The 23,572-nt window shown below is 74.8% G+C and carries 19 protein-coding genes and 1 tRNA gene; 3 read left to right on the top strand and 17 right to left on the bottom strand.

Annotation, left to right across the window (positions count from 1 at the left end):
- Positions 1-39 precede the first annotated feature (39 nt).
- The 9 genes from JKP75_RS04985 to JKP75_RS04945 all read right to left on the bottom strand — a co-directional run bounded on the left by JKP75_RS04985 (position 40) and on the right by JKP75_RS04945 (position 9,662).
- Positions 40-654: a hypothetical protein gene (locus JKP75_RS04985; protein ID WP_200492305.1), complete on the bottom strand. Its 615-nt coding sequence runs from the start codon at positions 652-654 to the stop codon at positions 40-42.
- On the bottom strand, positions 654-1,211 hold the full coding sequence (locus JKP75_RS04980; protein ID WP_200492306.1) for an FKBP-type peptidyl-prolyl cis-trans isomerase: 558 nt from the start codon (positions 1,209-1,211) through the stop codon (positions 654-656). Before JKP75_RS04980 ends, JKP75_RS04985 begins: the two co-directional genes overlap by 1 nt.
- Before the next feature lie 229 nt (positions 1,212-1,440).
- On the bottom strand, positions 1,441-2,139 hold the full coding sequence (locus JKP75_RS04975) for a hypothetical protein (RefSeq protein ID WP_200492819.1): 699 nt from the start codon (positions 2,137-2,139) through the stop codon (positions 1,441-1,443).
- 262 nt (positions 2,140-2,401) lie between these two features.
- The gene (locus tag JKP75_RS04970) at positions 2,402-2,557 is read right to left on the bottom strand and encodes a hypothetical protein (RefSeq protein WP_200492308.1); all 156 of its coding nucleotides are present in this window, start codon (positions 2,555-2,557) and stop codon (positions 2,402-2,404) included.
- Between the two features lie 58 nt (positions 2,558-2,615).
- On the bottom strand, positions 2,616-3,962 hold the full coding sequence (locus JKP75_RS04965; protein ID WP_309229518.1) for a methyl-accepting chemotaxis protein: 1,347 nt from the start codon (positions 3,960-3,962) through the stop codon (positions 2,616-2,618).
- A gap of 327 nt (positions 3,963-4,289) precedes the next feature.
- The gene (locus tag JKP75_RS23325; RefSeq protein WP_200492318.1) at positions 4,290-5,876 is read right to left on the bottom strand and encodes a GTPase; all 1,587 of its coding nucleotides are present in this window, start codon (positions 5,874-5,876) and stop codon (positions 4,290-4,292) included.
- A complete protein-coding gene (locus JKP75_RS04955; RefSeq protein WP_200492320.1) occupies positions 5,873-7,576 on the bottom strand; it encodes an ABC transporter in 1,704 nt (567 codons plus the stop codon). The genes JKP75_RS23325 and JKP75_RS04955 overlap by 4 nt, the downstream gene beginning before the upstream one ends.
- 61 nt (positions 7,577-7,637) lie before the next feature.
- Positions 7,638-8,441: a crotonase/enoyl-CoA hydratase family protein gene (locus JKP75_RS04950; RefSeq protein ID WP_200492322.1), complete on the bottom strand. Its 804-nt coding sequence runs from the start codon at positions 8,439-8,441 to the stop codon at positions 7,638-7,640.
- A 54-nt stretch (positions 8,442-8,495) separates the two neighbouring features.
- Entirely contained in the window at positions 8,496-9,662 is a 1,167-nt protein-coding gene (locus JKP75_RS04945) for an acyl-CoA dehydrogenase family protein (RefSeq protein WP_309229517.1), read from the bottom strand.
- A 114-nt stretch (positions 9,663-9,776) separates the two neighbouring features.
- Here JKP75_RS04945 and dapA point away from each other — a divergent pair, with 114 nt between their 5' ends.
- On the top strand, positions 9,777-10,676 hold the full coding sequence (gene dapA / locus JKP75_RS04940; protein ID WP_200492818.1) for a 4-hydroxy-tetrahydrodipicolinate synthase: 900 nt from the start codon (positions 9,777-9,779) through the stop codon (positions 10,674-10,676).
- 92 nt (positions 10,677-10,768) lie between these two features.
- A complete protein-coding gene (locus tag JKP75_RS04935) occupies positions 10,769-11,011 on the top strand; it encodes a hypothetical protein (RefSeq protein ID WP_200492324.1) in 243 nt (80 codons plus the stop codon).
- A gap of 15 nt (positions 11,012-11,026) precedes the next feature.
- Here JKP75_RS04935 and JKP75_RS04930 read toward each other — a convergent pair whose 3' ends face one another.
- The 4 genes from JKP75_RS04930 to JKP75_RS04915 form a co-directional block, all read right to left on the bottom strand.
- Complete coding sequence (locus tag JKP75_RS04930; RefSeq protein WP_200492326.1) at positions 11,027-11,308, bottom strand: MoaD/ThiS family protein; 282 nt, start codon at positions 11,306-11,308, stop codon at positions 11,027-11,029.
- A complete protein-coding gene (locus JKP75_RS04925) occupies positions 11,305-12,387 on the bottom strand; it encodes a sialidase family protein (protein ID WP_200492328.1) in 1,083 nt (360 codons plus the stop codon). The genes JKP75_RS04930 and JKP75_RS04925 overlap by 4 nt, the downstream gene beginning before the upstream one ends.
- 57 nt (positions 12,388-12,444) lie before the next feature.
- Positions 12,445-12,918: a hypothetical protein gene (locus tag JKP75_RS04920; RefSeq protein WP_200492330.1), complete on the bottom strand. Its 474-nt coding sequence runs from the start codon at positions 12,916-12,918 to the stop codon at positions 12,445-12,447.
- 85 nt (positions 12,919-13,003) lie between these two features.
- Positions 13,004-14,188 (bottom strand): Ig-like domain-containing protein, encoded by a 1,185-nt coding sequence (locus tag JKP75_RS04915; RefSeq protein WP_200492817.1) that lies wholly within the window; start codon positions 14,186-14,188, stop codon positions 13,004-13,006.
- A gap of 201 nt (positions 14,189-14,389) precedes the next feature.
- On the opposite strand from JKP75_RS04915, the gene JKP75_RS04910 reads away from it, so the two are divergent.
- A tRNA-Lys gene (locus JKP75_RS04910) sits at positions 14,390-14,465 on the top strand.
- 366 nt (positions 14,466-14,831) lie between these two features.
- Here JKP75_RS04910 and JKP75_RS04905 read toward each other — a convergent pair.
- The 4 genes from JKP75_RS04905 to mobF all read right to left on the bottom strand — a co-directional run bounded on the left by JKP75_RS04905 (position 14,832) and on the right by mobF (position 23,132).
- On the bottom strand, positions 14,832-17,390 hold the full coding sequence (locus JKP75_RS04905) for a polynucleotide kinase-phosphatase (RefSeq protein ID WP_200492816.1): 2,559 nt from the start codon (positions 17,388-17,390) through the stop codon (positions 14,832-14,834).
- Positions 17,387-18,847, bottom strand: a complete 1,461-nt coding sequence (locus JKP75_RS04900; protein ID WP_200492815.1) for a 3' terminal RNA ribose 2'-O-methyltransferase Hen1 — start codon at positions 18,845-18,847, stop codon at positions 17,387-17,389. The genes JKP75_RS04905 and JKP75_RS04900 overlap by 4 nt, the downstream gene beginning before the upstream one ends.
- A gap of 192 nt (positions 18,848-19,039) precedes the next feature.
- On the bottom strand, positions 19,040-19,255 hold the full coding sequence (locus JKP75_RS04895; protein ID WP_200492338.1) for an AlpA family transcriptional regulator: 216 nt from the start codon (positions 19,253-19,255) through the stop codon (positions 19,040-19,042).
- 241 nt (positions 19,256-19,496) lie between these two features.
- A complete protein-coding gene (gene mobF, locus JKP75_RS04890) occupies positions 19,497-23,132 on the bottom strand; it encodes a MobF family relaxase (protein WP_200492814.1) in 3,636 nt (1,211 codons plus the stop codon).
- Between the last annotated feature and the right edge of the window lie 440 nt (positions 23,133-23,572).

Below are 23,572 nucleotides of genomic sequence, written 5' to 3'. Positions count from 1 at the left end.
GGCGGCGGAGCCCTCGGCCGACCTGCGGTCACCCGACGGTCAGAACGCCCACTCCCACCCGTTGGGCTGGTCGGCCGGCTGGTAGACCAGCGTGCCGGTGCGGATCGGCATGTCCAGCACGACCCACCCCTCGTACGCGAGGCCCGGGCCGAACCGGCGGTGCGAGAGCTCGTCCTCCTCGCCGAAGCAGACCTGCCCGTTGCCGATCACGTCGGGCAGCGGCGTGCCGTCGGCGTCGAGGATCGCGAAGTCGTACTCGGAGATCGTGCGCAGCTGGCGCGGGTCGTAGTCCGGCGTCGTCTCCACCCGCATGCGGATGCCCAGGTAGTTGGCCGTCGCGGGGGCCAGCTCGAACCCGCTGTCGCACTCCGGGTTGATGACCATGTCCTCGACGGTGAAAGTCAGCACCGTCGGCGCCTCCGGATCGGCCGTCCGGCGGATCCCACCCGGCTCGCCGACCGCCTTCACGATGTTGCCCCGCTCGTTGAGCTCGGCCCCCGCGTCGATGGGCGCGACCGCCGCCGTCGTCGGGGCGGCACTGCTGCTGGAGGGCGTCACCGTGGCGATGACGCCGACCTCGCCGTCCGCGTGCCCGCAGGCGGTCGCGGCCAGCGCCAGGACGACGGCGGGGACCAGCGCGGCACGGCTGCGCATCAGGGGCTGACCTCGACGAGGTCGAGCACGAACACGAGGGTGGCGCCGCCGGGGATCGGTGCGCGGCCCGCGTCGCCGTAGCCCAGGTCGCTCGGGATGGTGACCACCCGACGCCCGCCGACCTGCATGCCCTCGATGCCCTGCTCGAAGCCGGGGATGACCCGGCCGCCGCCGAGGGGCACCGGGATCGTCTCGTCGGCCGACCGGGACCAGGACGAGTCGAACTCCTCACCGGTCTCGTAGAAGGCGCCGACGTACTTCACCGCCGCCGTGCCGCCGGTCTCGGCGACCGCGCCGGTGCCGACGACGATGTCGCTGATCACCAGGTCGCAGGGCGGGGCGGCATCGGTCCCGGGCACCTCCGGCCGCTCGGCCAGGTCGGCGGAGACGCCCTCGAGCGGCTCCTCGGTCGCCGGGCGCGACTCGCAGGCCTGCTGCGTCGGCTCGGCGGAGCTGCTCGCCGCGGCGTCGGACCCGTCGTCGGAGTCGCCGCAGGCGACCAGGGAGACGGCGGCGGCGACGGCGAGCAGCGCCCGGGAGGCGGTACGGCGGGACATCAGGTCACTCCTGGCGAGCAGCGCTCGGGTCGGGCCCGCGGAGCGAGCCGGTCTCGGTGCGGCCGGTCGCGGCCACCCGCCCATCGTCCCAGAGCGAGCCGCGCCGACCGGTCGCCGACGCGGCGCGACGATCAGCTGACCTGATCGTCGAGCGTCCTCCCTTACGGTGCACGGTGAGGGAGGACGCTCGGGGATCAGGTTCCCTGATCGTCGCGGGGGCGCGGGGCGGTCAGCTGCAGTCGGCGCAGCGGACGTCGGGGACCTCGTCGCCGGCGAGGAAGTCGCGGACCCAGTCCACCAGCGCCGTGCCGTCGACCTCGCTGCCGTAGAGGACGTCGTCGTCGGCGGTGCTGACGTGCTGCCTCCCCGGCCCGACCCAGGTGCTGACGTCGATGCCGCTGGCGGCCACGAACGCGGCGTTGGTGTCGATCAGCTCCAGCAGCGGCGTGCTGCCGAAGCCGATCAGCTCGGTGAAGTCGCGCTGCACGCGGTCCTCGGCGGTGTCGATCGTCGCGAACCGGATGCCGGGGACGTGCCGCCCGGACTGCACGAACAGGCCCGGCAGCGACCAGGCCGACTGCGGCTGGCCGGCGCTCTCGGGCCACTCGGGCAGGTCGTCGAAGATGCCCCACAGCCCGCCGATGGCGCTGGTGATCAGCTCGTCCCCGGGGTAGGCGCCGGACGCGTCGGCGAGCACCGAGATCTCGGCGTCGGGCAGCAGGTCGTGGGCCAGGCCGCCGTACAGCGGCGCGCCCGCCGAGCCGGCGCTGAAGCCCACGACGACCACCTCCTCGGCGTCGGGGAACGCCTCGGCCATGCCCTCCAGGGCGGTCGTGGCGTTGACCCGCCCCTTGTGCTCGACGACGACGCCGTCGCCGTAGTCCTGGATCTTGTCGCCCAGGTGCAGGTCGCCGGTGCAGTACGGCACGAAGACGACGCTGTAGCCGGCCAGCGGGTTGTGCCGGGTTGTCCGGGTTCTCCAGGTCCATCAGCCCCTGGGCGATCGGCCCCTCGGAGGTCTGGTCGGCCAGGTTCACCGTGGAGGTGGGGTCGTCGGGCCCGCAGGTGGCGCCGCTGAAGCACGCGCCCCCGCCCTCGAGGACGAACGCGACCTTGCTCGCGTCGCCCTCGTGCACCCAGTAGTGGAACTCGGTGCCGTCGCTGCACTCGCACTCGTCGGGGGTGCCGACCTACTCCCAGGTGACCGGCTGGGCCGGGGCGGGGGTCGCCTCCGCAGCCTGCGCGGAGCCGCCGGCCACGTCGCCCGAGGAGTCCGCCCCGCAGGCGGCGAGGCCGGGGAGAGCGAGCACGGCGACGAGTGGCGGCAACAGCTTGCGGCGGATCACGGGCGGACAGTAATACGGGGCACAACCGATCCCGACGGCGACCTGCGGCGGGTGACCGTCAGGCCTGCCCGTCCCCGGAACGCACGCCGTCGACGATGCGCTGCAGGTCAGCGGCCATGCGGCTGGCCTCCTGCGAGGCGCCGACGATCGCCTCCTGGGCCTGCGCCGTGGAGGCGCTCTGCTCCTCGACGGCGGCGGCGATGGTCGTCTGCGCCTCGACGACGCCCTGGATGACCTCCTGCACACCGACGAGCGAGGCCCCGGCCGCATCGACGTCACCGCGTACGGCGTCGACGACCCGGCGGATGCGCTCGGTCGCCCGCGCGGTCTCCGCCGCCAGGTCCTTGACCTCCCCGGCGACGACGGCGAAGCCCTTGCCCGTCTCGCCGGCGCGGGCCGCCTCGATGGTGGCGTTGAGCGCCAGCAGGTTCGTCTGGTCGGCGATGGCGGAGATGCTGCCCGCGATCTGGTCGATCTCGGCCATCGTCGTCGCGAGCCGCTCGACGGTCCCCGCGCTGCGCCGCGACCCCTCGCTGGCCTCGTGGGCGGTCGCGGTCGCCGAGCTCGCCGCCGCCGCGATCTCGGCGATCGCCGCGCGCAGGCCGGCCATGACCGATGTCGCCGTCCCCACGTTGCCGTCCAGCCGGCGGCCGGCGTCGACCAGCCCGGCCACCCGGGTGGTCATCAGCTCGGCCCGCTGCTGCCGCGCGGCGAGGTCGGCGGCCGCGGCCTCGGCGGCCCGGGCGCGCTCCCGCTCCAGCTCGGCCTGGGCGGCGGCCTGCGCGAGGGTCTGCTCCTCGGCGCGCCGCTGCTCGGCCCGCCGGCCGCGGTCGGCGTCCTCGGTGAACTTCCAGCCGTAGGCGAGGAACGTCGCCTCGGCGAGCAGGAAGACCGCGTGCAGCAGCGCGAACCCGAGCGGGTTGTGCTGCGCCTCGTGGGTGGAGAACACCGACTCCGGCATCCAGTAGCTCATCGCGGCGTGGTGCACCGCGACGAAGCCGACGGACAGCAGGAACGGGGTCCACATCTGGTAGAGCGCCACGAGGGCCAGCAGCGCGTAGAACCAGATGTGCATGTCGGTGAGGCCGCCGGTGACGTGCACGAGCACGTCGGCGCCGATCATCAGGCCGAGGCCGACGACGGCGGCGCGGGCGACCTGCGAGCGCAGCGTCCAGCCGAGGACGAGCAGCACCACGATCGCGGCCAGCTGGCCCCACAGCAGCCAGCCGCCGACCCCGCGGGCCAGGCCGATCGCGGCCAGGGCCGGCGGGTGCGCCGCCAGGACGGCGGAGATGATCCGGTGCCGGCTCCGGAAGTGCTGCTCGTCCAGCCGGGCACCGCGGGGGATGCCGGCCAGCAGGCCGCTGCGTGCGGAGGTTCTCGGCTCCGCGCCGGGGATGGTCACCTCTGGTCCTTCGGCCCCGTCGGCCCGATCTGAAGCACAGTGCTGGAGCCCCTCCGGTCTCGGATCCCCTGCATCCGGGAGCGCGGTCCGGCACGAATGCCCGACGTGGACCCGCGCGCATGGATCCTGCAGCCCCTCGCGGATGCCGGACTGAGCCCCTCGACGATCACCGACCTGCTGTTCCGCCTCGGCTTCGAGGCGGTCACCCGGGCCGGGCGACCTCGACGACGGCGGGATCCGCGCCGTCGTCGAGGACCAGCCCGCCGAGGTGCAGGCCGCCTGGACCGAGACGCTCAGCCGGATGATCGCCGCGGCCGAGCTGGTCCCCTAGCTGCCCGCGCGGGCCACGGCGGCGCAGAAGGCGCGCGCGTCCTCGACGGTCCCCTCCAGCGGCTCCAGCACCTCCGCCCGGGCCACCTCGCCCACCCGCGCGGTGAGCCGCTGCTCGGCCCGGCGCCGTCGCCGTCGGGCCCCGGCATGGACGAACGGCCGGGCGAGGGCCGCGAGCAGCGCCCCGCTGAGCAGGCCGGCGACCAGCAGCAGGGTCGGCATCGGGATGCCCTCCACCCGGGGCAGCGGCAGCACGTCGTCGAGCTGCAGCCAGCCCAGGACGGCGAGTCCCAGCAACCAGAGGGCGCCGACCAGGGCGCAGGCCAGCAGCGCCCACTGCAGCCCGCCCACCGCCCGCTGCCACACCGGGACGCGGGTCGGGCCGAGGTCGGTGCCGGTGACCGCCCGGTCGAGCCGGTCGGCCAGCCCGGACTCCGAACGATCGGCGGTGCGCCGCAGCTCGTCCCGCCAGGCCTGCGGCAGCCCCTCGCCGGCCGTCGTCCGGACCCGGCGCAGCGCGGCGGTCATCGCCGCCTGCTGCACGGCCCCGGCCACCGGCAGGGAGGACCGGGCCCGCTCGTCGCCCAGGTGCAGCCGCTCCAGCGGATCGGGGCGCAGCCGCCGGACCCAGCGCAGCAGCGGCCAGCCGGTGCGCGCCGCGCCGTCGCGGACGGCGGAGCGCTCCACCGCCGCCGCCACCACCGGCACCCCGGCGGCCCCCGCCAGGGCTCCGGTCAGCTCGGTCTCGGCCGCGCGACCGGAGCCCGCCCCGGCGTCGCCGTCCGGGCAGTGGGCGGCCAGCGCGGCGGCGGTGGCCCGCACGTCGGCGGTGAGCCGCTCGGACGCCGCCCGCCGGGCGGAGACCCGGCGGGCCAGCTCGGCGCGCAGCTCGGCCAGGCCCGCGCCGGTGCGCGCCGAGGTGGCGATCACCGGGGCGTCGGCCAGACCCTCGGCGTCCAGCAGCCGGCGCAGGTCGGCCAGGCAGGCCGCGGCCGCCTGCTCGTCGAGCCGGTCGATCTGGTTGAGGACGACGACGAGCACGCCGGCGTGCCCGGCCATCGGCGCCAGGTAGCGGCCGTGCACCGCCTGGTCGGCGTACTTCTGCGGGTCCAGCACCCACACCAGCACGTCGACGAGCTCGACCAGCCGGTCCACCTCGAGCCGGTGCTCCAGCCGGACGCTGTCGTGATCGGGCAGGTCGAGCAGCACCAGGCCGTCGAGCTCCGGGGTGCCGGCGACGCGGTGGCGGCGGGGCACCTCGAGCCAGTCGAGCAGCCGGTCGGCGCCGGCCTCGCCCCAGACCGAGGCGTGCGCGACCCCGGTGGTCGGCCGCCGGACGCCGGGCGTGCTCACCTCGGCACCGGAGAGCTCGTTGAACATCGTGGACTTGCCGCTGCCGGTGGCGCCGGCCAGCGCGACGACGGTGGCGTCCCCGAGCGCTTCCCGCGCACCGGCCTTGGCCAGCAGCGTCCGCGCGCGGGCGACGTCCGGGACCTCCAGCCGCCCCTCGGCGACCTCGACCGCCTCCCGGAGCGCGGCCAGCCGGTCCCCCAGCGGCAGCTCGCCGCGGTCCCGCCGCCTCATCGCCGGTCCCCACGCGCCGCGGTGAGCTCCGCGAAGGCGGCCCGCAGCGCCTCGACGGCCCCCTCGGGTGGCGCCGCGGCGTCGACCAGCGCGTCGAAGCGGCCGCGCTCGTCGGTGAGCAGCCGGTCGGCGCGCTGCTCCAGGTCCGCGCGGGCCCGGGCGGCCAGCGACCGCACCGCGGCGTCGCCGAACACCGCCTCCAGCACCCGCTGGCCCAGCGCCGTCGTCCCGCCGGCGACCGCGACCTCGCCGCCGGTCAGCCCGCCCGTGGAGGCGAACACCGCCATCATGACGACGGCCCCGGCGCCGTTGACGCCCCAGGAGAGCGTGCGGGCGCGGGTCCGCTTGCCGGCGCCCTCGCTGCGCACCAGGTCCAGCACCCCGCCCTGCCAGTCGCGCACCTCCGCCGACGCCGCCTCGGCGAACTCCGCCGAGGCGGTCTCCAGCTCGCGGTGCCGGTCCGCGATCAGGCCGGGGCCCCCGGGCGTACCACGCCAGGCGGTGACCGTGCGCTCGGCGGCCTCCTCGGCGGCGTCGCGCAGCAGCGTCTCGACGCCGGACTCCAGCGCCTGCTGCAGCCCGGCGCCGGCGGCCGGGCGACCGGTGAGCGAGGCCGTGATCCGGTCGCGCAGCCGGCCGACGTGGCCCTGCAGCGTGCGCATCCACTCGCCGGTGCCGACGAACTCCTGCCAGCGGGCCAGCACCTCCCCGCGCAGCAGCGCCCCGCTGGCCACGCCGTCGGAGACGCTCGTGCAGGCGCGGGCGTAGGCGGCGTCGGCCGCCGCCCGCAGCGCCTCCGCCGCGTCCTCCTGGGCCCGGACCTGCCCGGCCACCCCCTCGACCCGGGCGGCCAGGCTGTCCAGCGCGCCGGCGAGGGTCTGCCGGACGACGGCGGCGCGCTGCTCCTGGTCCGCGGCCAGGCCGTGCAGCCAGGCGCGCAGCGGCGCGACCTGGTCCTCGGGCAGGAAGCCGCCCTCCAGCGGGCGCTCCTCGACGACGAACAGCCGGGCCGCCTCGAGGCCCGCCCTGCGCAGCATCCCGCCGAGGTCGTCGGCGATCTCCCGGGCGGCCTCCGGCGGCACCCGGTCCAGGACGACGGCCAGCGCGGTGCCGCGCTCCTGAGCGGTGCGCAGCAGCTCCCACGGGACGGCGTCGGCGTACCGCGCGGCGGTGGTGACGAACAGCCAGAGGTCGGCGGCGGCGAGGAGCTGGCCGGCCAGCTCGCGGTTGGTCTCCACCACCGAGTCGACGTCGGGGGCGTCGAGCACGGCCAGCCCGGGTGGCAGCGCGTCGCTGACCACGAGCCGCAGCCCGCCGGTGACCTCGCCCTCCCCGGTGCTGCGGGCCAGGCCCGGCAGCACGCGGTCACCGGCGAAGGCGTCCCGGTCCGTCGGTGCGCAGACCAGCACGGGCGCGCGGGTGGTCGGGCGCAGCACGCCGGCGGTGGTCACGGGGACGCCCAGCAGGCTGTTGACCAGGGTGGACTTACCGGCGCCGGTGGAGCCGCCGACGACCGCCAGCAGGGGGGCGTCGAGGTCGCGCAGCCGCGGGAGCAGGTAGTCGTCGACCTGGTCGACGACGGCGCGGGCCGAGCGGCGCGCCTCGTCCCGGCCGGCGACGTCGAGGTGCAGCGGCGCCTCCGCCAGGAGGTCGCGGAGCGCCTGCAGGGCGTCGGGCAGGCGCGGGGCGGCGGTGCTCATGCGGGGGTACCTGCCCGCGCCGGCCGCCGCTCACCCCCGCGACGGCGAAACGGCCGGGCGCTCAGCCGGCCGTCCACCGCGGGGGACGCTTCTCCGCGAACGCCGCGATGCCCTCGGCAGCGTCGGCGGAGGCGAGCAGCCGGCCCATCTCCGCGCCCGAGCGGTCCCACGGGGCGGACTCGGCGGGCCGGTCGCCGTCGACGATGCCCAGCGCCAGCCGCTTGCTGGCCTGCACCGCCAGCGGGGCGTTGGACGCGATCACCTCGGCCAGCCGCAGCGCCGTCGGCACCACGTCGGCGGCCGGCACCACCTCGTTCACCAGCCCCCAGCGCAGCGCCTCCGCAGCGCTCATCGGCTCGCCGGTGAGGACCAGGCGCATCGCGACCTTGCGCGGCAGCTGCTCGGGCAGCCGGAACACCCCGCCGGCGGCGGCGAGCAGGCCGCGCGTGACCTCCGGCACCCCGAACGTGGCGTGCTCCGCGGCGACGACGAGGTCGGCGGCGAGCGCCAACTCGGTGCCGCCGCCCAGCGCCGCGCCGTTGACCGCGGCGATGACCGGCGTGCTCGTCGGGTGGCGCACGACGCCGGCGAACCCATAGTGCTCGCGACCGGGCACGATCGCCCGCTCCCCCCGGGCCAGGGCCTTGAGGTCGGCCCCGGCGGAGAACGCCTGGTCGCCCGCTCCGGTGAGCACGAGGCAGCGGATCCCCGGGTCGGCCTCGGCGGTGTCGAGGGCGTCGGCGAGCCGGATGGCGACGTCCAGGTCGAGGGCGTTGCGGGCCGCCGGCCGGTTGATCGTGACGAGCAGGACGTGCCCGGTCCGCTCGGTGCGGACGGTCGGCTCGACCTGGTCGGGGGTGCTCACTGCGGGCCTCCGGGGCGGTGCGACGAGCGGGCGGGACGGGGACCGGTCGACCGCTCAGACACCGAGGGAGCGCCCGATGATCTCCTTCATGATCTCGGTCGTGCCGCCGTAGATCGTCTGGATGCGCGAGTCGACGAACGCCTTGGCGACCGGGTACTCGAGCATGTAGCCGTAGCCGCCGTGCAGCTGCACGCACCGGTCGATGACGCGCTTCTGCAGCTCGGTCGTCCACCACTTGGCCATGGCGGCGTCCTCGGCGGTGAACCGGCGGGCGTTGTGCTCGAGGATCGCCTTCTCCAGGTAGGTCTCGGCGACGGAGACCTCGGTGTGCATCTCGGCGAGCTCGAAGCGGGTGTTCTGGAACGCCCCGATCGGCTTGCCGAAGGCGGTGCGCTCCTTGCAGTACGCGACGGTCAGGTCCAGCACCGACCGGGCCGAGGCGACGGCGCCCGCGGCGATCGACAACCGCTCCTGCGGCAGGTTCTCCATGAGGTGGAAGAAGCCGTGCCCCTCGGTGCCGAGCAGGTTGGCGGCCGGGACGCGGACGTCCTCGAAGAACAGCTCGGCGGTGTCCTGCGCCTTGAGGCCGACCTTGTCCAGGTTGCGCCCGCGCTCGAAGCCGGGCATCCCCCGCTCGACGACGAGCAGCGAGAAGCCGCGGGCGCCGGCCTCGGGGTCGGTGCGGGCGACGACGATCACGAGGTCGGCGTTGATGCCGTTGGTGATGAAGGTCTTTGACCCGTTGAGCACCCACTCCTCGCCGTCCCGGCGCGCCGAGGTCGTGAGGCCCTGGAGGTCGGAGCCGGCACCGGGCTCGGTCATGGCGATCGCGGTGATGATCGCGCCGCTGACGAGGCCGGGCAGCCAGCGCCGCTTCTGCTCCTCGGTGGTGAGGCCGATCAGATAGGGGGCGACGACGTCGTTCTGCAGCGTGAAGCCCAGGCCGCTCGCCCCCACCCGCCCGATCTCGGCGGTGAGGATCGCGTTGTAGCGGAAGTCCGTCACCCCGCCGCCGCCGTACTCCTCGGGCACGTCCATGCCGAGCAGCCCCTGCTCGCCGGCCTTGAGCCAGACCGACCGGTCGACGACGCCGGCCTCCTCCCACGCGGCGTGGTGCGGGACGACCTCCTTGGCGAGGAACTCCCGCAGCATGGCGCGGAACGCCTCGTGCTCGGCGTCGTAGAGCGCGGACTGCACAGCCACCCCCGGGGGTCGGGTCACGCCCCCAGGCGGAGGCTGCGGAGAAGATAACCGACCCCGCCGACGGTTCTGAGTCCCAGGTCACACGCTCCCGGCGGGCGGTCGGCCGGCTCCCGCCCCGTAGATTTCCCGGCCATGCCCGTCTCCCCCGCCCGGCCGTTCGGTGCGCTGCTGACGGCGGTGGTCACGCCCATGACCGACGACGGCGCCGTGGATCTGGACGCCGCCGCGCGGCTCGCCGTCCACCTGGTCGACGCCGGGCACGACGGCCTGGTGCTCAACGGCACGACCGGCGAGGCGCCGACCACCTCCGACCGCGAGAAGGCGGACCTGGTGCGGGTCGTCGTCGACGCGGTCGCCGGGCGCGCGGTGGTGCTGGCCGGCGCCGGCTCGTACGACACCCGGCACGCGACCGGCCTGGCGCGCGCGGCGGCCGACGCCGGCGCCGACGGCCTGCTGGCGGTCACCCCCTACTACTCGCGCCCGTCGCAGGACGGCGTCCTCGCGCACCTCACCGCCGTCGCGGACGCCTCCGAGCTGCCGGTGATGCTCTACGACGTCCCCGCGCGGACCGGCCTGCGGCTGAGCGCGGACTCGCTGCGCCGGCTCGCCGCGCACCCGCGGATCACCGCAGTCAAGGACGCGACCGGGGACCCGGCCGCCGCCCTCCGGCTGATCCCTGAGACCGGGTTGGCCTGGTACTGCGGGGACGACGGCCTGCTGCTGCCGTTCCTGTCCGTCGGCGCGGTGGGCATGGTGAGCATGGCGGGGCACCTGGTCGGCCGGCAGCTCGCCGAGGTGATCGCGCTCGCGGAGGCCGGCGAGCCGGAGCGGGCCCGCGAGGTCTTCCGGTCCGTGCTCCCGGTGATCGACCTGATCTCCGGCACGGGCAACGGCGCGCTGCGCTCGAAGCTGGCGCTGTCCCTGCTCGGCCTGATCCCCGGGCCGGCCATGCGGCTGCCGCAGCTGCCGGCCGGCGCGGCCGAGACCGCGGAGGTCCGCGCCGCCCTGGCCGCCGCGCTCGGCCCCCGGTAGCCGCAGCGACGCGCGGGGCGCGAGTGACGCCTGCGCCGAACACGCACCCGGCGGTGCTGGCCCCGGACTGCCGGGGCTCGGACCCTGGCGGCATGACCAGCGTCTACGCGTACGGCACCGCACACGCGGTCGTGATGGTCGGCTCCTTCGGCGTGGGCGGGCTCCAGCCGCGCCAGATCGGCCCGGCGCACGCCACCATCGGCCGGGTCAGCGGGCAGAGCCGCAAGGCGCTGTGCGGCGCCTACGTCTCCATCGACGAGCAGCAGCCGTGGCCGCCGGAGGGCTACGACGACCAGCAGCTGTGCGAGACCTGCGCGGAGCTCGCCGCGCTCTGACCCGATGAGCCGGGCTCACCCGCCGGCGATCGAGGGCAACACCTGGACGACGGCGCCGTCGGGCACGGCCGCGGCCAGCCCGCCCTGCCAGCGGACGTCCTCGCCGTCCACGAAGACCCGCACGAACCGGCGCACCTGACCGGTCTCGTCCCGGATCCGCCGGCCCAGCGCCGGGTGCTCCGCGGCCAGCACGTCGAGCAGCCCGCCCAGCGTGCCGCCGGCCGGCTCGACGTCGAGGTGCTTCGCCCCGCCGGCCAGGTCGGCCAGCACCCCGGGCAGCACCACCTGCACCGTCATGCCAGCCGCGCGGCGCGCACCGCGAGCACGTCGGGCAGGTGGTCGACGACCAGCTCGAAGGTCTCCCCCTCGTCACGGCTGGCGTAGACGCAGCCGTCTCGGGTGCCGACGTACACGCCGGTCGGGTCGCCCTCGTCGACGCAGAAGGCGTCCCGCAGCACCGCGGTCCACGCGGCGTCGGGCAGGCCCGCGGCGGACTCCGTCCACGTCGCCCCCACGTCGCGGGTCCGGTGCACCCGCAGCCGCCCCGCGGGCGGCACCCGCTCCATGTCGGCCACGAGCGGCACGACCCAGGCGGTGCCCGGCGTCCTCGGCGAGGCGGCGACCGGGAAGCCGAAGTCGGCCGGCAGCCCGTCGGCGATCGAGGTCCACGACCGCCCGGCGTCATCGGTGCGGAAGACGCCGAAGTGGTTCTGCGCGTACATCCGGCCGGGGTCGCCGGCGTCGGCGGCGACCTTGTGCACGCACTGGCCGTACTCCGGCGCGGGCTCCGGGAGGAAGACCGCGCTGATCCCGCGGTTGCGCGGCTCCCAGCCCCCGCCGCCGTCCTCGCTGACGTAGACGCCGCCGCCGCTCATCGCCACCGTCACCCGGTCCGACCCGGGATCGGGCAGCACCGTGTGCACCGCGCCGCCGCCCGCGCCGGGCTCCCAGGTGGGCCGGTGGGGGTGGTCCCAGAGGCCGCGGACCAGGTCGAAGGTGCAGCCCCCGTCGGTGCTGCGCCACAGCGAGTGCGGCTCGCAGCCGGCCCAGACGACGTCGGGGCGGTCGGCGCTGTCCGGTCGGAGCTGCCACACCCGTGCCAGCGCCGCGCCGGTGTCCGCCGGGAAGCGGACGGCGCCCTCGTCGGTCTCCTGCCAGGTGGCGCCGAGGTCGTCGGAGCGCACCACCGAGGGGCCCCAGTGGCCGTACTGGATGCCGGCCAGCACCCGGGGCCGGTCCCGGCGGGTGTCGATGCCGACCGCTGCCACCTCCTGCGCGAGCAGGTGCGGCTCCCCCAGGGTCCAGGTGCGCCGGTCGTCCTCGCTGAGGGCCAGCCACAGCCCCTTGCGCGTGCCGATCGCGAGCAGATCTGTCATGGTGCCCTCCCGGCGTCGGTGGTCGTCGGGAGGGCAGACCGCCGGCAGGGCCGGAACTCAGCGGCGGGTGGCGCCGCCGGTCCCGGTCTCGTCGGGAGCCGTGCCGTCGACGGCCTGGCCGTCGGGCTGGGTGGCGGCGTGCCGGCCCGCGTCGTCGACCTGCGGCATCTGCCGGGTCTGCCCGTCGCGCACCAGGTCGGGCGCCGCCTTCTGCGCGCGGGCGCGCAGCTGCTCGGCGGCCGTCCGGTCCTCGTCGGCGCGCGCCGCGCGCTCGCGGGCCTCCTTCTCGGCGAGCGCGGCGCGCTCCTGCGCCTCGGCCAGCTGGCGCCGGGCACCGGCGGCCTGCTCCTCGGCGAGCGCCTGCTCCTTCTCCGCGCGGGCACCGCGGATCTGCGCCTCCTGCAGGTGCTCGCGGGCCTGCTCGCGCTTGCGGGCGCGGGAGATCCGGGAGCGCTTGCTCAGGGTCAGGGCGAGCAGCGCCAGCAGCAGGACTGCGACGACGACGATCACGATGATCAGCCAGGTGTCCACGACGACCTCCTCCGGTCGACGGGGAGGGTGCCCGCCGACCAGCGCGGAGAAACGCCGCCCGGCGCCGGGGGCCGGGCCGCCCGGCTCACTTCAGCGCGCTGCCGGCCTTCCACTCCTCCCACGGGATCGCCCAGTCGTAGATGTCGCCGTCGGCCGCGGACAGCTGCGGGCCGATCGAGTTCTTGACCTCGACGACGTCGCCGGGCTGAGCGAATCCGAAGAACCAGCCGGCGCGGTCGGTGGAGAGGTTGATGCAGCCGTGCGACACGTTCTCGATGCCCTGGCTGGACTCCGACCAGGGGGCGGCGTGCACGAACTCGCCGTTGTTGGAGATGCGGACGGCGTACTCGACGTCGGTGCGGTAGCCGCCGGGTGCGTCGACGGCGAGCCCGAAGGTGCTGGAGTCCATCGTGATGTCGCGGTGGGACTCGGTGACCACGTGCGGGCCGTTGCGGGTCGGGTTCTCCGCGCTGCCGGCGCTCATCGGGAAGCTCTGCACCAGCCGGTCGCCGTCGTAGACGTCCATGACGTGGGTGGCGGCGTCGACGACGGAGACGTGCCGGTCGCCGACCGAGAAGCTGACCGTGCGGTCCTTCTCGCCCCACACTCCCTCGCCGAGGTCGACGCCGTACAGCTCGGCGTCGAGGGTGACCTCGATGCCGGCCGGCCAGTACTGCGACGGCCGGAAGTGCACCTCGCTGTCGGTCAGCCAGTTCCACGCCCCGTCGGTCGGGGTGGAGGTGGTGACCCGCAGGTGGCTCTCGGCGGCGGCCTTGTCGGCGACCGGGTCGTCGAAGTAGACGCGGATCGGCATGCCGACGCCGACCGTGGTGCCGTCCAGCGGGCCGATCGAGGGCGTGGAGAGGGTGGCCGGGGTGACGGTGGTGAACGTCGCGGATGCCTCGGTCTCCTCGTCGGCGCCGTCGGTCGCCGTAGCGGTGAGCGTGTAGGTCGTGCCGTACGCCAGCGGGGTCGCCGCCGTCCACACCTCGGTCGCGGGGTCGCCCGGTGCCGCGGCGGTCTCACCCTCCACGGGGCTGCCCTGGGCGTCGACCACCGTGACGTCGGCGAGCTCGCCGCCGGTCACCGAGATCTCCAGCGGGGTGATCGGCGAGACGTCCTGGGCACCGTCGGCCGGGGTCAGGACGACCTCCGCCGGCGCGGCGCCGGGCGTGCGCTCCGACGAGCCGCCGCCCCCGTCGTCGTCACCGCTGCACCCGGCCAGGAACACCAGGGCGCCCGCCGCCACCACCGCCGCTGCACGCCGCATCGCGCGACTCCTCTCCCCCGACCGGCCCCGCCACGGGGGCCGGAGACCTCAGTGTCCACGCCCGGACGGCCTGGGGGCCGCGACGAGCGGCGACGCGCTCGGGGCGGGGGGGGGTGTGGCGAGGGACTCGCGCCCACCTCGCACCGCACCCCGGGGGCGCTGGTATCGTTTCGCCTCGTTGCCCGGCCGGCCGGGCGACCGGCGCCATTAGCTCAATTGGCAGAGCAGCTGACTCTTAATCAGCGGGTTCGGGGTTCGAGTCCCTGATGGCGCACCACGCAACAGGCCGCTGACCAGCGGATTCGTCCGACAGTACAAGATCAAAGAGACGGCGGACCGGCGAGCTGTCCGCAAACAGTCCGCAGAAGTCCGCGATCCACAATCTGGGAACGGCCTCGGGGCCACGCCGATCCGGTGCCACGGCGCCGTCTCGGGGCCCGTCCACGTGACGTAGAACACGTCGCACGGGTTGCTCTCCCGAGCGCGGTCACGAGACGCGTGGACGGCTGTCTCCCGCGAGGGTCGAGACCCTGCCGCTGATCGATCCGCTCAACGATCCGCCGAGCGACAATGTCCAGGCGGTCCGCGGCTGCTCGGCTGTAGATGCGATCGGCGAGATGGCGTTGGTCCACAGCCCGTCGAGTCAAAGTCGCGGGTCTACCGGCTCGGACTCCAGCGCCAGGACGGCGAAGACACACTCGTGGACCCGCCAGAGCGGCTCACCACGGGCGAGGCGCTCCAGCCCCTCCAGGCCGAGGGCGTACTCCCGGAGGGCGAGTCCGCGCTTGCGGCCGAGCGACCGTTCCCGCAGCCGTTCGAGGTGCTGCGGCTCGGTGTAGTCCGGGCCGTAGATCAGCCGCAGGTACTCCCGGCCGCGGACCTTGAGGCCGGGCTGCACCACACCGCGCCGCCCGCGGGTCAGGTTGGCCGCGGGCTTGACAACCATGCCCTCGCCGCCGACTGCCGTCATCTCCTCCCACCAGGCCGTCGCCGCAGTCTCGCTGGTCGGGTCCGTGACGTCGACCGTGAGCGAGCGGGTGCTGCGGACGAGGTCGGGGTCGGCCTCGGCGAGGCGGTCGGCGACGGCGAGGTGCCAGGCGTGCGGCCGGTCGGAGTACGTCGCGCCGGCGGAGGCGAGCAGCTGGAAGGGCGCGAAGGCGACGCCGCTCAACCCGTCGGTGGGCCAGCAGTAGCGCCGGTACACCTGTGAGAACGCCTCGACGTCGGCGACGCGCCGCCGCTGGCGGTCGAGCACCTCCCCGATCTCGAGACCCCGCGCGGCCGCCTGCTCCAGGGCTGCCACGGCGGCGGGGAGCGCCGTCCGCGCGGCAGCACCGACCGCGGCGTACTGGCTGCGGATCAGGTCGCCCGCCTTGACCGACCACGGAAGCAGCTCGGCGTCGAGCAGCAGCCAGTCGGTGTCGAACTCATCGAACAGCCCCGCCTTCTCCGCCGCGGTGCCGAGGCGGCCCAGGAACGCGGCGGTGAGCTCGGGGCCGAAGAAGGAGCGGCCGGTGCGGGTGTGCAGCACACCACTGCCATCACGGCGGACCACCGCAACCGCGCGGGAGCCCATGTGCTTCTCCTGGCAGACGACCTCGGCCACGCCCTCGCCGCGGAAGTAGGCGAACGCCTCGGCCGGGTGCTCCAGCAACCCCGGCCGGGTCGAGGTGGCGGACGGGCTCATCGTCGGCGGCAGGTACAGCAGCTGCTCCGGCGCCACCGCGAAGCGGCTCATCACCTCGATCGCCGCCGCGGCGTTCTCCTCGCGCACGGTCACCCGGCCGGAGAGCCGGGTCTCGACGACCCGCTTGCCGAGCACGTCGGCGACGTCGAGGACGTCGTCCCGGCGCCGCGGCTCGGACAGCGGGGCGGCCTCCCCCTCGGCCAGGAACGGGCGGGCCGGCTCGTAGTAGGTCTGCTTGGCCGCGACGCTGACCAGCTCCCGCTCGGGGTAGCGCAGCGCCGTGAGCCGGCCACCGAAGACGCAGCCGGTGTCGAGGCACAGGGTGTTGTTGATCCACTCCGGCGTGGGAACCGGGGTGTGCCCGTAGAGCACCATCGCGCGGCCGCGGTACTCGGTCGCCCACGGGTAGCGCACGGGCAGACCGAACTCGTCGGTCTCCCCGGTCGTCTCGCCGTAGAGGGCGAAGTCCCGCACCCGGGCGCTGGCGCGGCCCTGCAGCGACTCCTTGAGCCCGGCGTGCGCGACGACCAGCGCTCCGCCGTCGAACACGTAGTGGCTGACCAGGCCGTAGCAGAACTCCTCGACCTGGCGGCGGAAGTCGTCGTCCTCCGCCTCCAGCTGGGCCAACGTGCGCTCCAGGCCGTGGGTGATCTGCACGTTGCGCCCACGCAGGGCGCGCACCAGCTTGTTCTCGTGGTTGCCGGGCACGCACAGGGCATGTCCGGCGGCGACCATGCCCATGACCAGCCGCAGCACACCGGGTGAGTCCGGCCCGCGGTCGACGAGGTCGCCGACGAAGATCGCCCGGCGTCCGGCCGGGTGCTCGGCGTCCACCGGGCGACCGTGCTCATCGCGGCGAAGCTCGTAGCCGAGCTCGTCGAGCAGCTCCTCGAGCTCGGCGCGGCAGCCGTGCACGTCGCCCACGACGTCGAACGGGCCGGTGTCCTCGCGGCGGTCGTTGTAGGCCTTCTCGTAGGTGATGACCGCGCGGTCGATCTCCGCGGTGCCGTCCAGCACGTGCACCTTGCGGAAACCCTCGCGGCGCAGGCCGCGCAGCCCGCGCCGCAGGTCCGACCGCTGCCGCCGGATCACCCCGGGTGCGATGTCGCGGTCCGGCCGGGCGGCGTTGCGGGCCAGGCACTCGCCCTCGGGCACGTCGAGGACGATCGCCACCGGCAGCACGTCGTGCTCGCGCGCCAGCGCCACGAGGGAGGCACGGTCCTCGCGCTTGACGTTGGTCGCGTCGACCACCGTCAGCCGTCCGGCGCGCAGCCGGACTCCGGCGATGTGGTGCAGCAGGGCGAAGGCCTCCGGCGTCGCCGACTGGTCGTTCTCGTCGTCGGCTACCAGGCCACGACAGAAGTCGCTGGAGAGCACCTGGGTGCCACGGAAGTGCCGGCGGGCGAAGGTGCTCTTGCCCGAGCCGCTCACGCCGATCAGCACGACCAGGCACAGGTCGGGGACGACGACGGTGCGCGGCTCGCCGGTCGGGCGCTCCTCGGTCGGCGTGATCATGCCGCCACCCCCGTCACCGTGGCACGGGTGAACACGGCCATCTGCGTGGGCGTGCCGACGTCCGGGTCGTCGTCACCGACGCCGAGCAGCCGCGCCGTGTACCCGTACCGGTCGCCGACGGCGGCGGCCCAGGCGGCGAACTGCGCACGGGTCCACTCGAACCGGTGGTCCCGGTGCCGGAACGTGCCGGCCGGCAGCCCCTCGAAACGGACGTTGTACTCGGAGTTGGGAGTAGTGACGACGACGGTGGCCGGGGCAGCGGCACCGAAGACGGCGTGCTCGAGCGCCGGCAGGCGGTCAAGATCGAGGTGCTCGATAACCTCCATCAGCACCGCTGCGTCGTATCCCCGGAGTCGGGCGTCGGTGTAGGTCAGTCCGCTCTGCAGCAGCTTGATCCGCGCCCGCTGCCGCTCCGGGAGCCGGTCGAACCGCAGGCGCCGGGCGGCCACCTCCAGCGCCCGGGCGCTGACGTCAACGCCGAGGATCTCGGTGAACGCCCGCTCGGCCAGCAGCGCGGGCAGGAGCGCACCGGCTCCGCAGCCGAGGTCGATGACCCGCTGCGCGCCGGCCGAGCGCAGCGCGGCCAGCACCGCCCCGTGCCGCTGCAGCGCCAGGGGCACCGGTCGGTCGGCCGAGTCGTCCTCGCCGTCCGCGATCTGCGGGCCGCCGGCCGCCGCGAGCGGCGGCGCGATCGCGTCGTCCAGTGCCTCGGGATCGGCGTCGTCGACCTCGGCGAGCCGCTCGATCGCCCGGCGGCTCAGGGCGGTCCGGTGGCCCAGGTACCGGCGGGTGATCAGGTCGCGCTCCGGGTGCGTGGCCAGCCAGCCGCTGCCGGCGCGCAGCAGCTTCTCGATCTCGTCGGTCCCGATCCAGTAGTGCTTCGCGTCGTCGAGCACCGGCAGGGCCACGTAGAGGTGGTTGAGCGCGTCCGCGAGCCGGAGCTCCCCGGTCAGCCGCAGGTCGACGTACCGGGACTCGCCCCAGTCCGGCAGGGTCTCGTCCAGCGGCACCGCCGTCGCGTCGACCCGCCAGCCCAGCGGCGCGAAGTACCGGTGCGCCATCTCCACGCCGCCCCGGCACGACAACGCGGGGATGTGCACCTCCAACGGCAGCGCGACGTCGACCAGCTCCGGTCGCTCCTTGCTCACCCCACGGCGGGCGCTGGAGAACGCCTTGCCGAGCGCGACGGCCAGCAGGCTCGACGCCGCGTACGGCCGGTCGTTGACGTACTGGGCGAGCGCGCCGTCATCCCCGCCGGCCCGAGCCGTGCGCACCAGCCCGATCGGGTCGACCTCGAGCAGCAACGCCGCTGTGCACCGGTGCTCGTCCGCCTCCGGGTAGAACACGTGCGCCGTGCCGGTCGAGACGTCGACCTGCTGGGCCCGCGCTGGGTTCTTGTGCAGCAGAAAGCCGAGATCGGTCGCGGGCACGTGCGTGGTGGACAGAGTGACGAGCACGCCCGAGTGTCACTGAGAGACGTCGCGTAGTCGAACGCCATTTCCGGCTCGTCATCCGCGCCGCGACGAGCTGGCATGGCTCCGACCCGCTGGCCGGACCTGCGCAGGGTGCCCGTACAGGTCCAGTATCACGGTTGCCCGATGGGCCTCGACGGAACTCTGGGCCCCGGCCAAGGGCTCCTGCGACCCGACTCACGCCTCGGTCGGCACGGCGTCCTCGCGCTGGGCATCAATCCAGGCCCGGAGGTCGTCGCGGCGGTAGAGGACGCGGCGGCCGACGCGGAAGCTGCGGGGACCGGTGTTGCGGTGCCGCCAGTACCGGAGGGTGGCGACCGGGGTGCGCAGCAGCTGGGCGGCCTCGGCGATGGTGAGCAGTTCCGGTTCGTGGCCGGCGGGCTGGAGGTGCATGGCTGTCTCCCTCGAAGATCGTGTGGCTGGGGCCCGACACCGGTAGAAGGCGTCCATGTCGGGTCATTGCTGACACCCCATGGCCAGTTTCTGGCCGCGACCTCCTGTTTTTCTCCGGTACGCCTCCAGTTGGGCCTCCAGTCCTCTTGCAGCCGGTCTTCCTGTTGTTCTTCTGCTGCCGCCCACCGGGCGGGTGAGGAGAGTTCCCTCGTGCAGCAGCAGGGCGCCGACTGCCGCGCGTTCAGCGCCCAATGCCGCGGCCGAGGGCGCGGCGCGGGGCGAGGTGGCGGATATCCTCGGGCTGCGGGTGCTGCACGGTCCGGTCGGGCCCGGCCGTGGTCCGCGGGGTGGTCCGGGCCGCGCGTTGGGCGACGTCGCGGCGAGCGCGCCAGGCCTGGTGCTCCAGTTGGAGCCGCTCGGGCGGCTGGGCGAGCAGGGCCGGTTCGGTTTGCAGGGTGGCAATGCGCGCTCGGACGTCGGTCAGTTGCTGGCGGGTGGCGGCCAGTGCCCGCTCGGCGTCGGCCAACTGCAGGGCGTGGTCGTTCTGGCCCGTGGTGCCGTAGCGGTGGTCGTGGTCGTACCGGGCCCGGTCCAGCGCGCGTTGCGCGGTGTAGTGGGTGCGCTCGGCGGCGACGGCAGCGGCGGCGAGGGCGGCGTAATCGGGGTGCGCGTGTTCGGCGGCACGGCGGGCCGCGGCCCCCAGCGCCGCCTCCAGGGCCGACCGATCATCGTTCCCGGCGGCGGTCCGGGTCAGCCGGGCGTGGTCGGCGGGCAGGCCCGGCAGGTGCGGCGCCCAGGTGGCGTGCCAGTCGGTGAGCTGCTCGCCGGCGCGGGCCGCTGCGCCGCGGCGCAGCCCCAGCCGGCCGGGGCCGTCGAGGATTACCCGGGCGGCCTGCCGGGCGGTCTCCCGCCCGGCGTCCCATCGGTTGAGGAGGGTGTCGCGGATCTGGTCGGCGTCGGCGGCGACGCGGGAGCCGCTGGCCTCGGCCCGCTGCCGGGCGGTGGCGGCGTCGGTCGCGGCCTGCGCGCAGTCGGCCTTCAGGGGGGAGAGCCGCTGGGTGCTTTCGGCGTGTCGGGCGACGGTTGCGCGGAGGGCTTCGCGTTGCAGCTGCTGGCGGGTGAGCAGGTCGCCGCAGCGCTGCTGCTCGGTCCAGGCGGCGCGCAGGTCGGCGAGGACGTCGTCCAGCGGCCGCGGTGCGGCGTAGCGGGCGGCCTCGGCCGCTGCCTGCTGGGCGGCGTCGGCGGGGCCGAGGTCGGCGCGGTCGCGGGCGAAAACCGTGACCCACTGCTCCCGCGCCTGGTTGACATCGGTGGCGATCAGGTGCGCGGTGTTGGCCCGCCGGCCGCGCGTCATTCCGACGTAGGCAGAGGTGGCCCCGGTGTGTTCGCCGACCACCAGGTGCGCGGCGGTGACCGTCTCCCCCTGCGCGCCGTGCGCGGTCGTCGCGTAGGCGAGCTCCACGTGCGCGGCGACGTAGTCGGCGGGCAGCACCCGCGCACCCTGCCAGCGCGGGGTGACAGCAGGGGTGACATCGGCCGGGGTGACAAGAAGTCCGCCCCGCGAGCCGGCGACGGCGCGGACCAGCCAGGTGTCCCGGTTGGCCACGTCGAGATCGCGGTCGTTGCGGCGGGTCACGATCCGATCTCCCACCCCGATCCGCTGCCCCGCCGCGGTGACGACGGTGTGCACGTCGTCGACCCGGCCGGCGGCGACGAGCCGGTCGCGGATGGCGGTGTTGAGCTCGGCGACCTGCTCCCGAGTGTCGGCCACGATGGCGATGCGCTCACCGTCGGTGGAGGACGGCGCGGCGGCGGTCGCAGCCAGCGTCTCCCGCAGCGTCTCCGGGTCGGGGTGCAGCCGGATCTGCCCCCGCCCGAGAAGTGCGTCGAACACCTTGCCGGGGTCATCGCCGGCGCGCATCGCCAGGGTCAGGTCCGCGTATGCGGTGTCGGGCAGGGCGCGGCCGTCGGGGCCGGTGCGGGCGAACCGGTGCAGCCCCTGCAGTGTCAGGTAGGCATCGGCGTCGACCTGGCCGACCGCGAGGTGGAGAACGCCGCCGCGGCCCACGGCGGCGAGCTGGTGGCGGTCGCCGAGCAGTGCGGCGCGCACCTGACACTCGTCGGCGATGGTCAACACGGCACGGGCGGTGTCCTGGTCCAGCATGCCCGCTTCGTCCACGACGAGGAGATCGCCAGAGAGCAGCCGCGCCGCCTCACCCGGCCCGGCGTAGGTCTTCCCGGTGACCGTGTCGGTCTGACCAACGGCGAGGCGGGTCCAGGCGCCGTCGTCGTCCCAGCGCCAGCCGTACTCGAAGGCCAGCCGGGCCGCCGACCCGGCCGCAGTCCCGATCTCGGCGGCGGCGACCTTCGCGGCCTTCAGCGTGGGGGTGACCACCACCAGCCGCCGCCCCTGTTCCTCGAGTGCCTGGCGGGTGGCCGCGAGGGTGGTGGTCTTGCCCGCGCCCGCGGCGCCCTCGATCACGATCAGCGGGCGGTCGCCGGCCAGCGCGGCGACCGCCGCCGTCTGACCGGCGTCCAGCTTTCCGGCGCTCGCCGCGGGCGCGACCGTCGGTGTCAGGTGGGCCGGCGGGGGTATCAGACCGGTGTCACGTGCGTCCGTTGAGCGCCCGACGGCGCGGGCCGCGAGACGGGCGGTCAGGTCGGCCTCGACGGCGAGCACCGGCCGGGACGTCCAGGCCCGGATGTGCTCCGCCACGCCGTCCCGCTGCAGCAGTGGCACACACATACGCATGGCGCGGGCGGTGAGATCCTCGGCCAGCTCGATCCGCACCCCGGCATCGACGACGACGCCCTCGGCGGCGATCAGCCGCTCCACCTCTCCGCGCACGTCCGCGGCGTTCCATGCCGAGCGGGCGGCGGCCAGGCGAGTCAGCGCCCGCCCGACGAGCTCGTCGCGGTCCAGCGCGCCGACCGGGGTGGGCGACAGCGGGACGGGACTGGTCGGTGCGCGGAAGCCGAGCTCGGCAAGATCCGTCCGCCAGCGTTCGCCGACGTCCGCGCGGGGCTGCGGGGAGACCTTGTCCGGGCGGCCCTCCGCCCACGCGCGGGCGTCCCACGCGTGGCGCAGTGCCGGCCCGGGTGTTTCGTCGGGGTGCGCGGCGGCCCATTCCCGTTCGTAGCGGTCCACATTCCGTGCGATCTGCGCATGCCGCGCGCTGAACGGGCCCACATATTTGGCCAGCTGCGGTATTTCTCCGGTTGGGTCCTTGGTGTAGCCGTTCGCGGCGAACGCGGCGTTCAATTCCGGGTCGGTGTCCATCGCCGCGTGCCCGATCCCGTTGATCGCGCCCAGGAAGTCGCGGATGCCGACGGTGTGCAGGCCGCGCCATTTGGCGGCGGCGTACACCCGGGAGAGAAACTGGAGGTGCAGGTGCCAGTGCGGATCGTTCGCGCGGCTGGTGAAGTGCCGCACTGTGGCCGCCTCCAGCACCTCCACCGGCACCTGCACCTGCCCGCCGGCCGGGCCGACCCGGGTGGTCGCATGCTCGGACAACCAGGCGACGATCTGCTCGGCGGCCCGGTCCTGCGCCGCCTCGTACGCCGCGGCAATGTCCGGATGAAGAGCGGCCGCCAGCGACCAGGTCTTCGGCCCGTTGACCACCACCTCCACGAAGCGGACGGCGTGCGCGTCGGAACGCAGCCGCCCGCGCGGCTCCCCGGTGGCCGGGTCGCGGCCGGCCACCCAAGTCTCGTAGGCCTCGCCGGTCAGCGGCGCCAGCTCCCTCACGCGACCGTCGGTGGCGGTGAACCGGCGCGCGACTCCGGTGCCCTCGGTGAGGTAGTAGTCGTCCGCCCGCCCCCGGTCGGCCTCCACGTAGCACCGCGCGGCCGCCGGCGCACCGGCGTACACCTTCATCCCGCCCTGCATTTGTCAACGCCACCCAATAACGTCCAACGCGTCACTCCTAGAAATGCCGATGGGCTCCGCGAAGCGGAGCCCGATCTCCCTATCTTGATAGCATGCGTGCCGTTCCTTTCGGAGGGTTTCAATACGACAGAGTAGGCCGATCCGGATTCAAAGCGCGAGGTGTCGGAGTTTGGTTTGGCAGGAGGCGTTGATAGCCGTTGAATGGTTGAGTCGCGCGAAGAAACTGAGCGAGGAGGCGAACTGCTGGCGGCTGCAGCGTGGTTGGCCCCCGGCGTTGTCGCCGCCACTTGCCTGGCTCTCCTGGAACTTCGGCATAGCGTTGGTGATCTGGGCGCCGGAACATCGATCAGGAACTGCTCTCGCCGACGGCTCCCGCTCGTGCGCCGGTTGTCGTCCCCTTGCGGGGGATCATCACCGGGCGGGCCTTA

Source organism: Blastococcus sp. TML/M2B (assembly GCF_016612865.1).
Classification (GTDB): domain Bacteria; phylum Actinomycetota; class Actinomycetes; order Mycobacteriales; family Geodermatophilaceae; genus Blastococcus.
The sequence above is the reverse complement of the archived record's forward strand: the minus strand, read 5'-3'. Positions and strand labels throughout refer to the sequence as shown.

Bases quoted from the DNA above. Each gene is read 5' to 3' on its own strand.
- JKP75_RS04985 (WP_200492305.1), bottom strand. From the start codon at position 654: ATGCGCAGCCGTGCCGCGCTGGTCCCCGCCGTCGTCCTGGCGCTGGCC.
- JKP75_RS04980 (WP_200492306.1), bottom strand. From the start codon at position 1,211: ATGTCCCGCCGTACCGCCTCCCGGGCGCTGCTCGCCGTCGCCGCCGCC.
- JKP75_RS23325 (WP_200492318.1), bottom strand. From the start codon at position 5,876: ATGAGGCGGCGGGACCGCGGCGAGCTGCCGCTGGGGGACCGGCTGGCC.
- JKP75_RS04955 (WP_200492320.1), bottom strand. From the start codon at position 7,576: ATGAGCACCGCCGCCCCGCGCCTGCCCGACGCCCTGCAGGCGCTCCGC.
- dapA (WP_200492818.1), top strand. From the start codon at position 9,777: ATGCCCGTCTCCCCCGCCCGGCCGTTCGGTGCGCTGCTGACGGCGGTG.
- JKP75_RS04935 (WP_200492324.1), top strand. From the start codon at position 10,769: ATGACCAGCGTCTACGCGTACGGCACCGCACACGCGGTCGTGATGGTC.
- JKP75_RS04930 (WP_200492326.1), bottom strand. From the start codon at position 11,308: ATGACGGTGCAGGTGGTGCTGCCCGGGGTGCTGGCCGACCTGGCCGGC.
- JKP75_RS04925 (WP_200492328.1), bottom strand. From the start codon at position 12,387: ATGACAGATCTGCTCGCGATCGGCACGCGCAAGGGGCTGTGGCTGGCC.
- JKP75_RS04915 (WP_200492817.1), bottom strand. From the start codon at position 14,188: ATGCGGCGTGCAGCGGCGGTGGTGGCGGCGGGCGCCCTGGTGTTCCTG.
- JKP75_RS04905 (WP_200492816.1), bottom strand. From the start codon at position 17,390: ATGATCACGCCGACCGAGGAGCGCCCGACCGGCGAGCCGCGCACCGTC.
- JKP75_RS04895 (WP_200492338.1), bottom strand. From the start codon at position 19,255: ATGCACCTCCAGCCCGCCGGCCACGAACCGGAACTGCTCACCATCGCC.
- mobF (WP_200492814.1), bottom strand. From the start codon at position 23,132: ATGAAGGTGTACGCCGGTGCGCCGGCGGCCGCGCGGTGCTACGTGGAG.